Annotated in this window: 13 protein-coding genes and 1 pseudogene; 5 read left to right on the top strand and 9 right to left on the bottom strand. The window is 61.2% G+C overall.

Annotation, left to right across the window (positions count from 1 at the left end; genetic code table 11):
• Position 1 precedes the first annotated feature (1 nt).
• Positions 2 to 787 carry an exodeoxyribonuclease III gene (xth, locus tag JJJ17_RS14675; RefSeq protein ID WP_200687737.1) on the bottom strand — a complete coding sequence of 262 codons (786 nt, stop codon included), beginning with the start codon at positions 785 to 787 and terminating at the stop codon, positions 2 to 4.
• A 115-nt stretch (positions 788 to 902) separates the two neighbouring features.
• Here xth and JJJ17_RS14670 point away from each other — a divergent pair, with 115 nt between their 5' ends.
• Positions 903 to 1,502, top strand: coding sequence for a hypothetical protein (locus JJJ17_RS14670; RefSeq protein WP_200687735.1), 600 nt, complete (start codon positions 903 to 905; stop codon positions 1,500 to 1,502).
• Positions 1,503 to 1,508: 6 nt separating this feature from the next.
• On the opposite strand, the gene JJJ17_RS14665 is transcribed toward JJJ17_RS14670, so the two are convergent.
• Genes JJJ17_RS14665 through clpS form a run of 3 tightly spaced genes read right to left on the bottom strand, consistent with a single transcriptional unit; the run spans position 1,509 to position 3,658 of the window.
• Positions 1,509 to 2,315: an SDR family NAD(P)-dependent oxidoreductase gene (locus JJJ17_RS14665; RefSeq protein ID WP_200687733.1), complete on the bottom strand. Its 807-nt coding sequence runs from the start codon at positions 2,313 to 2,315 to the stop codon at positions 1,509 to 1,511.
• Positions 2,312 to 3,334, bottom strand: a complete 1,023-nt coding sequence (locus tag JJJ17_RS14660; RefSeq protein WP_200687731.1) for a class I SAM-dependent methyltransferase — start codon at positions 3,332 to 3,334, stop codon at positions 2,312 to 2,314. Before JJJ17_RS14660 ends, JJJ17_RS14665 begins: the two co-directional genes overlap by 4 nt.
• 6 nt (positions 3,335 to 3,340) lie before the next feature.
• Complete coding sequence (gene clpS / locus JJJ17_RS14655; protein ID WP_234464132.1) at positions 3,341 to 3,658, bottom strand: ATP-dependent Clp protease adapter ClpS; 318 nt, start codon at positions 3,656 to 3,658, stop codon at positions 3,341 to 3,343.
• Between the two features lie 273 nt (positions 3,659 to 3,931).
• Here clpS and JJJ17_RS14650 point away from each other — a divergent pair, with 273 nt between their 5' ends.
• Positions 3,932 to 5,617: a D-alanyl-D-alanine carboxypeptidase family protein gene (locus JJJ17_RS14650; protein ID WP_200687727.1), complete on the top strand. Its 1,686-nt coding sequence runs from the start codon at positions 3,932 to 3,934 to the stop codon at positions 5,615 to 5,617.
• A 60-nt stretch (positions 5,618 to 5,677) separates the two neighbouring features.
• On the opposite strand, the gene JJJ17_RS14645 is transcribed toward JJJ17_RS14650, so the two are convergent.
• Positions 5,678 to 6,610: a nickel/cobalt transporter gene (locus tag JJJ17_RS14645; protein WP_200687726.1), complete on the bottom strand. Its 933-nt coding sequence runs from the start codon at positions 6,608 to 6,610 to the stop codon at positions 5,678 to 5,680.
• Positions 6,607 to 7,287: a DUF1007 family protein gene (locus JJJ17_RS14640; protein ID WP_200687725.1), complete on the bottom strand. Its 681-nt coding sequence runs from the start codon at positions 7,285 to 7,287 to the stop codon at positions 6,607 to 6,609. Before JJJ17_RS14640 ends, JJJ17_RS14645 begins: the two co-directional genes overlap by 4 nt.
• A gap of 115 nt (positions 7,288 to 7,402) precedes the next feature.
• Between JJJ17_RS14640 and JJJ17_RS14635 the strand changes: the two genes are divergently transcribed.
• Both JJJ17_RS14635 and parE read left to right on the top strand, forming a co-directional pair.
• Complete coding sequence (locus JJJ17_RS14635; RefSeq protein ID WP_200687724.1) at positions 7,403 to 8,062, top strand: glutathione S-transferase family protein; 660 nt, start codon at positions 7,403 to 7,405, stop codon at positions 8,060 to 8,062.
• A 144-nt stretch (positions 8,063 to 8,206) separates the two neighbouring features.
• A complete protein-coding gene (gene parE / locus JJJ17_RS14630; RefSeq protein WP_200687723.1) occupies positions 8,207 to 10,168 on the top strand; it encodes a DNA topoisomerase IV subunit B in 1,962 nt (653 codons plus the stop codon).
• Between the two features lie 165 nt (positions 10,169 to 10,333).
• On the opposite strand, the gene JJJ17_RS14625 is transcribed toward parE, so the two are convergent.
• Positions 10,334 to 10,657, bottom strand: coding sequence for a hypothetical protein (locus tag JJJ17_RS14625; protein WP_200687722.1), 324 nt, complete (start codon positions 10,655 to 10,657; stop codon positions 10,334 to 10,336).
• 258 nt (positions 10,658 to 10,915) lie between these two features.
• Between JJJ17_RS14625 and JJJ17_RS14620 the strand changes: the two are divergent.
• Positions 10,916 to 11,188, top strand: a pseudogene (locus JJJ17_RS14620) (integrase core domain-containing protein); the annotation flags it as partial.
• A 115-nt stretch (positions 11,189 to 11,303) separates the two neighbouring features.
• On the opposite strand, the gene JJJ17_RS14615 reads toward JJJ17_RS14620, so the two are convergent.
• Positions 11,304 to 11,774: a hypothetical protein gene (locus JJJ17_RS14615; RefSeq protein WP_200687721.1), complete on the bottom strand. Its 471-nt coding sequence runs from the start codon at positions 11,772 to 11,774 to the stop codon at positions 11,304 to 11,306.
• A 293-nt stretch (positions 11,775 to 12,067) separates the two neighbouring features.
• A complete protein-coding gene (locus JJJ17_RS14610; protein WP_200687719.1) occupies positions 12,068 to 12,538 on the bottom strand; it encodes a hypothetical protein in 471 nt (156 codons plus the stop codon).
• Positions 12,539 to 12,957 lie beyond the last annotated feature (419 nt).

Genomic DNA, 12,957 nt, shown 5'->3' with positions numbered 1-12,957 from the left:
CTCAGCCAGCCAGCCGGACCCAGACCGGAACGTGATCGCTGGGCTTTTCGCCAGCCCGCGTTTCCTTGTCCACGCCGGCATCGACCAGCAGATCGGCGGCCTGCGGCGACAGAAGCAGGTGATCGATGCGGATGCCGTCGTCCTTGTTCCACGCTCCGGCCTGATAATCCCAGAAGGTGAACGGGCCGCGCGTGGCCCACGGGTCGCGAATGCGGATTGCATCGGTCCAGCCGTCGAAGGCGATCCGCCGCAGGGACGCACGGCTTTCCGGTAGAAACAGCGCATCCGTGACCCAGTTCTGCGGATTGGCGGCATCGCGCGGCTCTGGTATCACGTTGAAATCGCCAAGGATCACCACCGGCATCTCGGTCGCGCGCAGTTCGGCGGCGCGGGCGGCAAGGCGTTCCATCCATGCCAGCTTGTAATCATATTTCGGCCCCGGCGCGGGATTCCCGTTCGGCAGATACAGCCCCGCCAGCCGGATGGCGGTTTCGCCGATCACCGTCGCCTCGATATAGCGGGCCTGTTCGTCGGCATCGTCGCCCGGCAAACCGCGGCTGATATCTTCCAGCGGCAGTTTCGACAGGATGGCGACGCCGTTGAAGCCCTTCTGGCCATGGGTCTCGACCCGCCAGCCGAGATCCTCGAAATGCTCGCGCGGGAAACCCTCGTCCACGGATTTGATTTCCTGAAGGACGACGACATCGGTATCGGTCGCGTTCAACCAGTCGGTCAGCGCCTCGATGCGCGCCTTGACGCCGTTGATATTGAAGCTGGCTATTTTCATGGCCGCATCATTAGCCGGGCGAAAAGGATTGGCAACCACCGGCGAAACGGCGGCGCGTTTGTTCGGCCCATTGGGCCATATGGCACGCCGCCCGCGTTCGAGGTATCATCACCGCATGCGCCAGTTCCTGTCGGTCCTCATGCTTGGCCTTGCCCTGCTTGCACCCGCCGCCTTTGCGGAGGATCGTCCGCGCGCGGGTCTTTTGTGGAATCAAAGCGGCCTTCCCTCGACCCTGCCGCTGCAAGTGAAGACCTTTCCCGGCAAGGATTACGTCCTTTACGTCACCGATCCCGAGACCGACCGCGCGGTGATGGCGGCCTATATCCGGGGCGGTGAGTTCTTTCGCCTGCTGGTGCCGCCGGGCAGTTGGACGCTGCGTTTCGCCTTCGGCAGCGACTGGCAGAGCGAGGTCGATCTTTTCGGCGATCAGACCGACTGGACCCAGCTTGACGCGCCGCTGGATTTCCGCGCCAGCACCGCCCGCCGCCACGGCCATGTGGTCACGCTGATCGAGCAGAATGGGCGGATGGTGGTGGCCGATGCCGCCGACCAGACCTTTTGCCAAATCGCCAGTTGGCGAACCACGCGGCACGGTTGGGACCGGCTCCGCGACCAGATCGGACCTTTGCTGGCGGGCGAGGGTCAGGACGGGCTGCGGGGCAATCTGCTTTATCTCGATCAGGATCTGAAGCTGCGTCAGATCCTCTGCGGCTGATAGCGGTCAGAAAAGCTGCGCCGCGACCGGATCGATCAGCGACCTGCCGCCATCGACGGTCAGGATCTGCCCGGTCACGAAACGCGCGGCATCGCTGACCAGATACTGCACCGTCTCGACCAGTTCGTCGGGTGACGCGATGCGACCAAGCGGCGTCCCCTGAATGAACAAATCGCGCTGATCGGGCTTTTCCTTCAACGCCGCCTGCAGATCATGCGACATGACGCTGCCGAATCTGATCCCGTTCACCCGGATACGATGCGGCGCCAGCACCAGTGCCAGCCCTCGTGTCGCCTGTTCCTGCGCGGCGCTGGCAATGGAAAAAGCCAGCATCGAGGGCGTCGGACGATCCGCCGCCATGGTGGTCAGGTTGACAATCGCCCCGGCCTCGCCGGTTTCGGTCGCCTCTTCCGACTGCCGGATCATCCTTTTCGCCACCAGTTGCGACAGCCGATGGGCCGACAGCAGATTCTGCCGCAGCATCTGATCGACCAGATCGGTATCGGTATCCAGCGCATCGCCGCGCTTCATCTGGCGGTGCGCGTTGACCAGAATATCCACCCGGTCGAAGGCATCAATCGTGGTCGATAGCAGATTCGCCAGAGCCAGCTTTTCCACCAGATCCCCGGCAAAACGGCGGACCTGCCGATTGTCGCTGCCATATTCCTCCAGCGCCTGATCCAGCGCCGCCTCGTCCTTGTCGGCAAAGACGACATTCGCGCCGCGTTCGACGAAATACTGGCCAATGGCAAGGCCAATGCCGCGCCCGGCGCCGGTCACGATTGCCGTCTTGCCCTGAATCGACAGGCTCATCGGCGCCCTTTCCCGTTCGCTTTCCGGGCAATCCGGGCGGTTCCCCGCCCTGCCCCGCTGGCCTCGAACACCTTGAAACGGCTATCGCCGCCAAGTTCCTGCACCTGCGCGAAATGGCTGGCCAGCATCGTCTCGTATGGCAGATGCCGGTTCGCGACCATCCACAGCCGCCCCGCCCCGGTCAGAAGACGCGCGGCAGCGGCGATGAAGTCACCGCCCAGCCGGGGATCGGCGGTGCGCCCGTCATGGAATGGAGGGTTCATGATGACCCCATTCACCGGATCGGACAGGGTGAAATCGCGGGCATCGGCCCAGTGGAACTGCGCGCGCGGATCGTGGATATTATCGCGCGCGGATTCCAGCGCGGCGTGATCGGCCTCGACCAGATGGATCACTTCGACGCCCGGATGCTGCAGCGCCTGCGCCGACAGCCAGCCCCAACCTGCCCCCAGATCGACCAACCGCGTCGGCAGCCGTTCCGGCAGCAGCCGCGCCAGCATCGCCGAACCGGGATCGATGCCGTCGGCCGAAAACACCCCCGGCCGGGTCACGAAGCCGGGCGCAATCTCTTGCACCGCAGCCGCCCAGTCGGCGGGCAACCAGTCAGCGTCGGGGATCACGACCTTGAAAATCTTGCCATGCGCCTTGCTGTGAACCTCATCCACCGGGGCCAGCGCACGAATATCCTTCAGCACCGAATCCACGCCGTCGGTCTTTTGCCCGTCGATCCATAGCGACGCGCCCGCAGGCAGTCGCGATGCCGCCTCGGCAATCTCGGCCCGCGCCAGTGCCTTCGCACGCGGAAGGCAGACGAGCGCCATGTCAAAACCGCCCTCAACCTTGGGCGAGACGCTGAAACCGCGTCCCGACAGCGCCCGGTGATCGGGGAAATGTCCCTGCAGGATGGTAGTCTGCGCCGGATCGAGCGCCGTCAGATCGGCATCGCCACGCGCGCCGATAACCAGAACCTTGCCTCCGGGTGGTCCATCCGGAAGGGCCAGCGACAATCGCGATGTCATCGGTGCCTACTCTTTTTCCATGGTGCATTGCAGCGGATGCTGCTGGCGGCGGGCAAGTTCCATGACCTGCGCCACCTTGGTCTCGGCGATCTCATGCGAGAAGACGCCGACCACTGCGATTCCCTTGCGGTGAACCGTCAACATGATTTCGATCGCCTGAGCGTGGGTCATGCTGAACAGCCGTTCAAGAACATGCACGACAAACTCCATCGGCGTGAAGTCGTCGTTCAGCATCAATACCTTGTAAAGCGGCGGACGCTGAGATTTGGCGCGCGGCTTCACCTCCAGTTCGACCTGGTCATCGGGCTTGTCGCTGTCAGTCATCCAATGCGTCATCACGATCCGTATGCGCGGCAAGGCGCTTTCATGTCAGGTGTTTCACCATCGACCCTTGCTTGCAATACGCGCAGCAGGCCGGGGATGCGCAACAATATAATCCATTTCGAGGCCGATAAAACCCCCGCGCGGGTTGTTGCATCCTGCGCAAAATAACTCAAATGCGAGGTTTCATGACGAAAGTTTGCGTGCTATTGTCGCTTTATTAATGACGGGTGTGCAACAAATGACACGCCTGCTTGAGGCAGAGAGACCGCGACAGTGACCAGATTTTCCCAGACAGCCCGGCTGTGGGCTTTCATCCTGCTGGCGGCGATTGTACCGGCCAGCCTGTCGGCTGCCCCTTTCGCCGCCTATGTCATGGATGCGCGAACCGGCCAGCCGATCTATCGCCAGAACGCAGATACGCGGCTTCACCCCGCGTCCCTGACCAAGATGATGACACTTTACCTGGCCTTCACCGCCATCGAACGGGGACAGGTCCGGCTGGATTCGCAGTTCCTTGTCTCATCCAACGCCGCCGCAGAACCGCCGTCGAAACTTGGCCTTCGCGCCGGGCAGCGGATCGAGCTGCGCTACCTGATCCGCGCCGCCGCGATCAAATCCGCCAATGACGCCGCCACTACGATCGGCGAAGGTCTGGCGGGCTCGGAAGAAGCATTCGCCCAGCAGATGACCCAGATGGCGCGCGCGCTTGGCATGCAGAACACCAATTTCCGCAATGCCCATGGCCTGACGACCGAGGGACATTATTCGACCGCCCATGACATGAGCATTCTGGGGCGTCGGCTGTTCTACGACTTCCCGCAATATTACAACATCTTCTCGCGCCGCTCGGCCGATGCGGGGATTGCGCAGGTCTCGTCCACGAACAAGCGTTTTCTGGACGACTATCCGGGCGCCGACGGGATCAAGACCGGCTATACGCGGGCTGCGGGTTTCAACCTGACCGCCTCGGCACAACGCGGGAACAAACGGCTGATCGCCACGGTGTTCGGCGGCACCTCGACCGCGCAGCGTAACCAGACCATGGCGCAACTGCTGGATTCCAGCTTCAGCCGCGTGCCCGACCGCGTTCGCGAAGTCCGCCCTGAAAGCCCGCGCCTTCTGGCCCAGACCGTCGTGCGCCGCGCGCAGGTCGAGCCGACACCGGCGGCGACGCAGCCGGTTGCGCAACGACTGGTCCTGCAAACCTCGCTGCCGCCGGTGCGGGTCAACCGCGACGCGCTGAGCGAAGCGGTCGAACGCGCCGCAGCGACCCCGGTTGCGGCGGCACCTGCCGCTGCGGCAGTCGGCGGTCTTGCCCTTGCGGCCAGCGCTCGTCCCTTGCTGCGTCCAGGCGCCTCGCCCGCTGCGGTCGAGAATGCGGTGGCGACAGCCGTTGCCAGCGCCGAAGAGGCCGCCCCCTCTGCAAGCCTTGCGAAAGAGGCGGTTCTGGCCGCCTCGCTGCGCCCGGTGCCTGCACCACGCTCTCGCGGTAATGCCTCGCTGGTGGCAAGCGCCCCGGCGACCGGCAATTCCGGCACCGATCCCGACGACATCGCCCGCGCTGTTGCCGAGGCTGTGCCCAGCAGCGGTGGTGGCACATCGATGTCGCTGATGGCCTCGCCCGCTCCAAAGCCGCGTTCGGAAGGCGTGATCCTTGCCGCGATGGGCGAAGGCGATCTTGCCAACCCGGAAGCGGTCGAGATCGTGTCCCGCCCGTCCAATAGCGGTCGTAGCTGGGGGGTGACGCTGGGCATGTTCACCTCGCGTGCGGGGGCCGAGCATCTGTTGGTGCAAACCGCGCTGAGCGATGGTGCCACGCTGGACGGCGCCAGCCGCAGGATCGCGGATACCAATCGGGGGTTCGAGGCCAGCTTCGTGAACCTGACCAAATCCGACGCGCAACTGACCTGTGAACGGTTCCGCGCCCAGTCGCGCGAATGCCAGGTCGTCGGTCCCTGATAGACAGGCATCTGTCGCAATCGAAAAGGCGGGCTTCGGCCCGCCTTTTTCGTTTCCGCTTTATCGCAGCAGGGCGATTGCGACCAAGGCCACGACACTACCCGCCGCAAGCTGCATCACCCCCGGCAGCCATCTGGCCATCTCGGCAAACCGGCCCTCTTGCGGCAGCATCGCCATGCCACCGCGCCGTGCCCAGACCGACAACCCGGCAACGGCAAGTGAAACAACCGCCGTGCCAAGGCCCATTGCGAAGGCTCCGGCGACGCCCTGCCCGAAAATGCCCATGCGCCATGTCAGGATCAGCAGGAACAACGCCCCCGTGCAGGGCCGGATCGCGATCCCCGCGATCAGCAGAACCGCATCACGCAGGCTGCGGGTCCGCGCGACCTCTTCGACGCTCGGCCCATGAGAATGACCGCAACCGCAGGTCTCGTCGTGGTGGTGATGGTGGTGGTGGTGATCATCATGGTGATGATGCGCAGGCGTAGGCCGGGCGGCCACCAGCACCTGCCGGATACCACGCCAGATCAGCCACAGCCCGACGCAGCCAATCAGGATCGCGCTGAGATCGGCCATGTGATCCTCTGACAGCGCGGTCAGCCGCTCTCTCGACAGGTTCAGCAGGCTGATCCCGCTCGCGACCAGAACCACCGCCACCAGCGATTGCGCCAAAGACGCCGCAATCGACAAGCCCGCCAGCCGCGCCAGCGGCACCTGCGTCCCGAAACCATAACCGCCGATCAAGACCTTGCCATGGCCCGGCCCGATCGCATGAACCACGCCATAGCCGAAGCAGATCGACAGCAACGCCACCGTCGCCCCCGGCTCTCCGGCCCGCAGCCGTCGCAACGCGCCCGCCATCAGCGTCTGCGCCTCACGCTGCTGATCGGCGGCCCAGCGTTCCAACCCACTCAACGCCCCGCTATACCACAGCGCCACCAGCAACAGCCCGACCGCAAGCCCGATCAGCGCCAAGATCCGCGCCGCCTTCATTCCGCCGCTCCGCATTGCACCTGCACCTCATCACCACCGACGCCGCCGATATCGACGATCAGCACCTCTTCGTTGACCATCGGATCATCCGCCTCGGCCAGCGCGGCATTGACCGCGTCGCGATAGGCGGCGGGCGCGGCGGCGGGATCGCCATGGACCAGAACCGTGTCGCAGTCATCCCTGCCGCTGATCCCCGGTTCCTTGGGAATGGTGAAATCGACGTAGAATTCCGGGTCATGCACCTGAACGGTCAGCGCCGCATCCCCCGCCAAAGGCTGGGCCAGCGGTCGCAGATGTCGGGACAGCACCCGGCCATCGCGATAATCGGCGTCGAAATTCTCGGGCGGCAAAAGCTCTTGCCGCTGCCCGTTGACCAGCAGATACAACCGTCCGTCAAAGCCCGGCTCCCAGTCGGTATCGAAGCCCTGAAGCGCCGCCCGCTCATCCTCGGGCAGGACACCGTCGCCGTCCTGATCCAGTCCCAGATCCTCGACGATCAGCAGCGAATAAAGCTCGTCATAAGCCCATTCGACCTCGACCCCGGTCAGCCGCCCCTGCCCGTCATAGACCAGCCCTAAGCCGGCATCGATATAGACATGCGGATGCGCGGTGGCCATCAGCGGCAGGCCTAGCAGCAGCGGCAGGGACAACAGGGATCGGATCGGCTGGGTCAGCATATCGCTCTCATTCTGGGTCCAGGACTGTTAAACCGCCCCCTTCCCGCGCGCAATTCACGTGATTGCAAATCCATCGCCGCAGCGCATAACCTGCGCGCAAGAGAAGGAGCCCCGCATGCTGACCATCCACGGCGTCACCCGGTCGCGCGCCTCGCGCATCATCTGGCTGTGCCACGAACTCGACCTGCCCTTCCGGCAGATCCCGGTGATTCAGGCCTACCGCCTGCCTGATCCCGACGCCCCGGACGCGCCGCTGAACACCCGCTCTCCCGCCTTTCTGGAGCTTTCCCCCGCCGGTGCGATCCCGGTGCTTGAAGACGGCGATCTGGTGCTGAGCGAATCCCTTGCCTGCACGCTGCATCTGGCCCGCAAATCCGGCAGCCCCATCGGCCCCGCCGACGCGACCGAAGACGCGCTGATGCAGCAATGGAGCTTTTACGCCGCCACCGCGGTCGAGCCGGACGCGCTGACCATCCTGTTCCTGCACAAACCCGGCCAGCAGCAGTCCGGCGAAGATGCGGCCATCGTCGCCAACGCGGCCGAACGTCTGGTCCGTCCGCTGCTGGCGCTTGAACAGCATCTGGCGACCCACAAATATCTGGTTGGAGACCGCTTTACCGTCGCCGATCTGAACATGGCCGAGGTGCTGCGTTATGCCCAATCTGATCACGAGCTGATGGGCCAGTTTCCGGCGTTGCGCGAATGGCTTGACCGCTGTCAGGCTCGCCCCGCCTTCCGCAAGATGTGGGTCGAGCGTCTGGCAGAGCCGGAATAAGGCTGGGACCCCTGCCCCTTTGAATGGCATCAGGGCGGCGCTACACCTTGCGCCGTCCCTTGCAATGAACCACAACCCCTTGCCGTGGTGCCCCCGCGCGTGAGATAGTCGGGGCAAGCCCAGAAAAACAAGATGAGCAGAACGATGGCCGACGATCTTCTTTCCGCCGCCGATGCGAGCGTCAGCAACTATTCCGCCGCCTCGATCGAGGTGTTGGAGGGGTTGGAGCCGGTGCGCAAACGGCCCGGCATGTATATCGGCGGCACCGATGAACGCGCGCTGCACCATCTGGTCGCGGAAATTCTGGACAACTCGATGGACGAGGCGGTCGCAGGCCATGCCAGCCGGATCGAGGTCGAATTGCTGGCCGATTTCAGCGTGGTCATCCGCGACAATGGCCGTGGTATCCCCATCGATCCTCATCCGAAATTTCCGGGCAAATCGGCGCTGGAGGTGATCCTCTGCACGCTGCATGCCGGGGGCAAGTTCTCGGGCGATGCCTATCAGACCTCGGGCGGATTGCACGGCGTCGGCGCCTCGGTGGTCAATGCGCTGTCGGACATCATGATCGTGCAGGTCGCGCGCAACAAGGAACTGTTCGAACAGCGCTTCTCGCGCGGCATCCCGCAGGGCCCGGTCGAAAAGATCGGTGCCGCCCCGAACCGGCGCGGCACCACCGTCACCTTCCACGCCGATGAGGATATTTTCGGCCATCACCGTTTCAAGCCCGCGCGGCTGCTGAAGATGGTCAAATCCAAGGCCTATCTGTTCTCGGGCGTCGAAATCCGCTGGAAATCCGAAATCGACGACGGCGAAACCCCGCGAGAGGCGGTGTTCCATTTCCCCGGCGGTCTGGCCGATTATCTGGGCGAGACGCTGACCGGCGCGTCCACCTATGCCGAACGGCCCTTCGCGGGCAGCGTCGATTTCAAGCGTTTCAACGCGCCCGGCAAGGTCGATTGGGCGATCAACTGGACACCCTCGCGCGACGGTTTCATCCAGTCCTACTGTAACACTGTGCCCACGCCCGAAGGTGGCACGCATGAGGCCGGTTTCTGGGCCGCGATCCTGAAGGGCATCCGCGCCTATGGTGAACGGGTCAGCAACAAGAAGGCCGCGAACATCACCCGCGACGATCTTTTGACCGGCGGCTGCGCGCTGGTCAGTTGCTTCATCCGCGAGCCGGAATTTGTCGGCCAGACCAAAGATCGGCTGGCCACGACCGAGGCGGCGCGTCTGGTCGAAGGTGCGGTCCGCGACCATTTCGACAACTGGCTGGCGGCGGATACGAAATCCGCAGGCGCGATCCTTGATTTCCTGATCCTGCGCGCGGAAGAGCGTCTGCGTCGCCGTCAGGAAAAGGAAACCGCCCGGAAATCGGCAACCAAGAAGCTGCGCCTGCCGGGCAAGCTGGTCGATTGCTCGGCCACCAATCGCGACGGGACCGAGCTTTTCATCGTCGAGGGCGACAGCGCGGGCGGCAGCGCCAAGATGGCGCGAGAGCGGACCAATCAAGCGCTTCTGCCGTTGCGCGGCAAGATCCTGAACGTGCTGGGCGCGGCGTCGTCGAAAATGGGGGCTAATCAGGAAATCAACGATCTTTGTCAGGCGCTTGGCGTCGGCATGGGTTCCAGATTCAACGTCGATGACCTGCGCTATGACAAGGTCATCATCATGACCGACGCGGATGTCGATGGCGCGCATATCGCCAGCCTGCTGATGACCTTCTTCTTCACCCAGATGCGCCCGCTGATCGACAAAGGGCATCTTTATCTCGCCTGCCCGCCGCTTTACCGGCTGACGCAGGGCGCGCACCGCATTTATGTGGCCGACGATGCCGAGAAGGAAAAGATGCTGGCCAAAGGTCTTGGCGGCAAAGGCAAGATCGACGTGCAACGCTTCAAGGGTCTGGGCGAGATGGACGCAAAGGATCTGAAGGACACGACGATGAACCCGAAAACGCGCAAGCTGATCCGGGTCTCTATCGATGATGATGAAGGTGGCGAAACCGGCGATCTGGTCGAGCGTCTGATGGGCAAGAAACCGGAACTGCGCTTTGAATATATTCAGGAAAACGCCCGTTTCGTGGAAGAGCTGGACGTTTGACCAGTTGCTTCTGCGCGGCAGCCTGACAGGCAACGCCCGCGTGTTGCCTGAACGTCCGATCCGCGGCATCTGAATTTCAACCAAGTCCCCGGCAGCCCATCGGAAGCCCGTTGCATTCATCCAGCGTAGCGGAAAACCGGCGCGGTGTGCGCCGGTTTGAAATCCCTACTCACAAGTCGTCGGCGTCCCCTTGGCCACGATTTCCTGCCAATCCGCGCCCAGCGTCTCGCGCGCCGACAGGGCATTCCGCGCCTCGGGCGAGTTTTCGGGAATGATCTTCACCACCATCCCTTGCGAATAGTTCTGCTGGAAGCCGGAATAGAAGTTGCCCTGCAAGCCGCTGTCACTTTGATCGCCAAGAATCGCGAATTTGTCGCTACCCCGACGGATCACCTCGATCGCGGCGCTTTTGAAGGCGACATTGCGCGCGCCCGCCGGACCACAGGCCGGGGCCGCATGGGTCGCGACCTTGAACGTGTCCCTTGTCATCGGTTGAATTTCGGTATGGGCGCAGCCCCCGAGAACAAGGGCCACACACCCCATCACCACCAACACCAAGCGACGCATATCATATCCTTCCTTGCAGGCACCCGTTTGGCCAGTAAGTTGCAACGAGTTTCGCGATCAAGAAATATATGTGTAAAATGAGAGTGTTAATCTATGATTAACGGGCGAGTTTCCCCTGAAACTCGGCCAGATTGTGTTGATAAAATGGATGCCCTTGTCCGTGGCCTTGTGTTTCACGCTCACCCCCAAACCCAGGGCAAGATCGAGCGCGGGCACCCGACCCTGAAGAGCTGCATCCTGTTGGAGAACGACTTCCTGCCCGGCGACATCGAAGCCCAGATGGAGGCCTTCGTCGAGCACTACAACCATTAGCGTTACCACGAGAGCCTGGTCAACGTGACGCCTGCCGATGCTTACTTCGGTAGAGCACCGGCCATCATCGAACAGCGCGAAAGGATCAAGCGACAGACCATCGAACATCGGCGCTTGCAGCACCGAAAGATCGCCGCATAACACCAAACCCCAGACGACGCCCACTCTCCGCTAATCTACGACCCGATATGCGCCAAATGTTCTGACGACGGACGGTGAGCGTTCGACGGCAGAACCAGCCGCTTGAGGCCCAGGGTCAAGGTGTGTTTTGACCTTTCCATCTTTCGTGGTCACTTTGCATTCGTGTAAAGGTGATGCGCACCTGAGCCAGTAACTCGTCAACTTCCTTTGTTCGGTCGGGGCGGTAGGCCAAGTAATGTTTCCCCAAGATCTCAAACATTTTCAATGCTTCAGCGAAGGGAACATTAACCAAACCTTCTTCGAACCCAAACGCGAGATTTCCCATCTCCACATAACCGAACCTCTCCTCCGGTCCACCATCTTCGCTCGCAAGTTCGTTCGGAAAGCTGACGATAGAGTCGTTGATTGCCATGCCATCTTTTCCTTCCGCAGCAGAGTTCAATATTCCTTCCGTAGCTTTTGGTCCGTCTGAAAATGCCACGCCCAACGCCGCCATCGGCATGCTAGAAGAAAAAATTTCTCTAAGCTCGTCTCCAAGTGCCACTTGTTCGTCCCATGTTGGACGGGTTCGGTATTCCATCATCATAAAAAAACATTTTTGTATCAAAAATTAACTCAGGCCTTTTTATATATCCTCGCCAGAAGATCGCACCGGGAAATACGCCTCAATATTCCTCGGGAACCATTGCATATTATTTATAGAACAATTCATTACGCCTTATCAATATACGCAGAAAAAATCTTGCGGCCACACCGCTGAAATTTGTATGCTTACCAGAATTTTATATTTCTCCAATTCCTCGCCGTGAGGACTTACATCGCATTTTCTAATTGGCCCGTAGGACTGGCGCAACATCACAGGTCGATTCAGCCCCAGGATCAAGGTGTGTTTTGACCTTTCCACCTTTCGTGGTCACGCTGCATCCGTGCAAAAGTGATGCGCGCCTGAGCCAGTAGTTCGTTAACTTCTTTTGTTCGGTCGGGGCGGTAGGCCAAGTAATGTTTTCCCAAGATCTCAAACATTTTCAATGCTTCGGCGAAGGGAACATTAACCAAGCCATCATCGTAGCCGAAAGCCATATTTCCCATCTCGACGTAACCGAACCTCTCTTCTGGTCCGCCATATTCGCTCGCAAGTTCATTCGGAAAGCTGACGACGGAGTCGTTGATTGCCATGCCGTCTCTACCCTCCGCAGCAGCCTTCAATATCCCCTCGGTCATATCTGAACCACGCGAAAAAGCAGCACCGATAGCTATCGCCGGCATATCGGATAAAAAAATGACGGAAATATATTTTCCCAACGCAACACGCTCACCCCAAGTCGGCTGTCTTTTACCTATGTTCACCATACAAAATATCCCGTTTGGACTTCAAATGTGTTTGGTCCTGCTTGCTTTACGTAGCCTTCCATTCGAAGACCTCCTCGAGAAACTCCGCTCCACTCTCTCCCGGGGAACTTACCCTTCTGATTGATTATAGCGTTTCTCAATGCCTCACGAGTATGCTTAAGAAATTCCTCCATACCCATATCATAAGTTGTTTTTTCATATTTCGGATCCCAATTCCGCATTCTCCCTGTCCCACGATCCGGCAATCTGTATTTATATCGTTTAATTCTCGCATCCACTGGATGCGTGGAAACTCGCCTAGATTGTGTTGACAAAAGGGATTCCGCTGGCAGGCGTCCTATGATTCAAGCTCATCTCTACTTGGGAGATGGGCTTGGCGCGCAACCTGATATCCGACGATGAGTGGGCCTTCTTTGAGG

It is taken from the genome of Paracoccus caeni, assembly GCF_016629665.1.
GTDB lineage: Bacteria > Pseudomonadota > Alphaproteobacteria > Rhodobacterales > Rhodobacteraceae > Paracoccus > Paracoccus caeni.
This window is presented reverse-complemented; position numbering and strand designations above follow the sequence as displayed.

Coding starts and splice junctions, on each gene's coding strand:
- parE (WP_200687723.1), top strand. CDS start 8,207: ATGGCCGACGATCTTCTTTCCGCCGCCGATGCGAGCGTCAGCAACTAT.
- JJJ17_RS14670 (WP_200687735.1), top strand. CDS start 903: ATGCGCCAGTTCCTGTCGGTCCTCATGCTTGGCCTTGCCCTGCTTGCA.
- JJJ17_RS14610 (WP_200687719.1), bottom strand. CDS start 12,538: ATGGTGAACATAGGTAAAAGACAGCCGACTTGGGGTGAGCGTGTTGCG.
- xth (WP_200687737.1), bottom strand. CDS start 787: ATGAAAATAGCCAGCTTCAATATCAACGGCGTCAAGGCGCGCATCGAG.
- JJJ17_RS14660 (WP_200687731.1), bottom strand. CDS start 3,334: ATGACATCGCGATTGTCGCTGGCCCTTCCGGATGGACCACCCGGAGGC.
- clpS (WP_234464132.1), bottom strand. CDS start 3,658: ATGACTGACAGCGACAAGCCCGATGACCAGGTCGAACTGGAGGTGAAG.
- JJJ17_RS14640 (WP_200687725.1), bottom strand. CDS start 7,287: ATGCTGACCCAGCCGATCCGATCCCTGTTGTCCCTGCCGCTGCTGCTA.
- JJJ17_RS14645 (WP_200687726.1), bottom strand. CDS start 6,610: ATGAAGGCGGCGCGGATCTTGGCGCTGATCGGGCTTGCGGTCGGGCTG.
- JJJ17_RS14615 (WP_200687721.1), bottom strand. CDS start 11,774: ATGATGATGGAATACCGAACCCGTCCAACATGGGACGAACAAGTGGCA.
- JJJ17_RS14665 (WP_200687733.1), bottom strand. CDS start 2,315: ATGAGCCTGTCGATTCAGGGCAAGACGGCAATCGTGACCGGCGCCGGG.
- JJJ17_RS14635 (WP_200687724.1), top strand. CDS start 7,403: ATGCTGACCATCCACGGCGTCACCCGGTCGCGCGCCTCGCGCATCATC.
- JJJ17_RS14625 (WP_200687722.1), bottom strand. CDS start 10,657: ATGACAAGGGACACGTTCAAGGTCGCGACCCATGCGGCCCCGGCCTGT.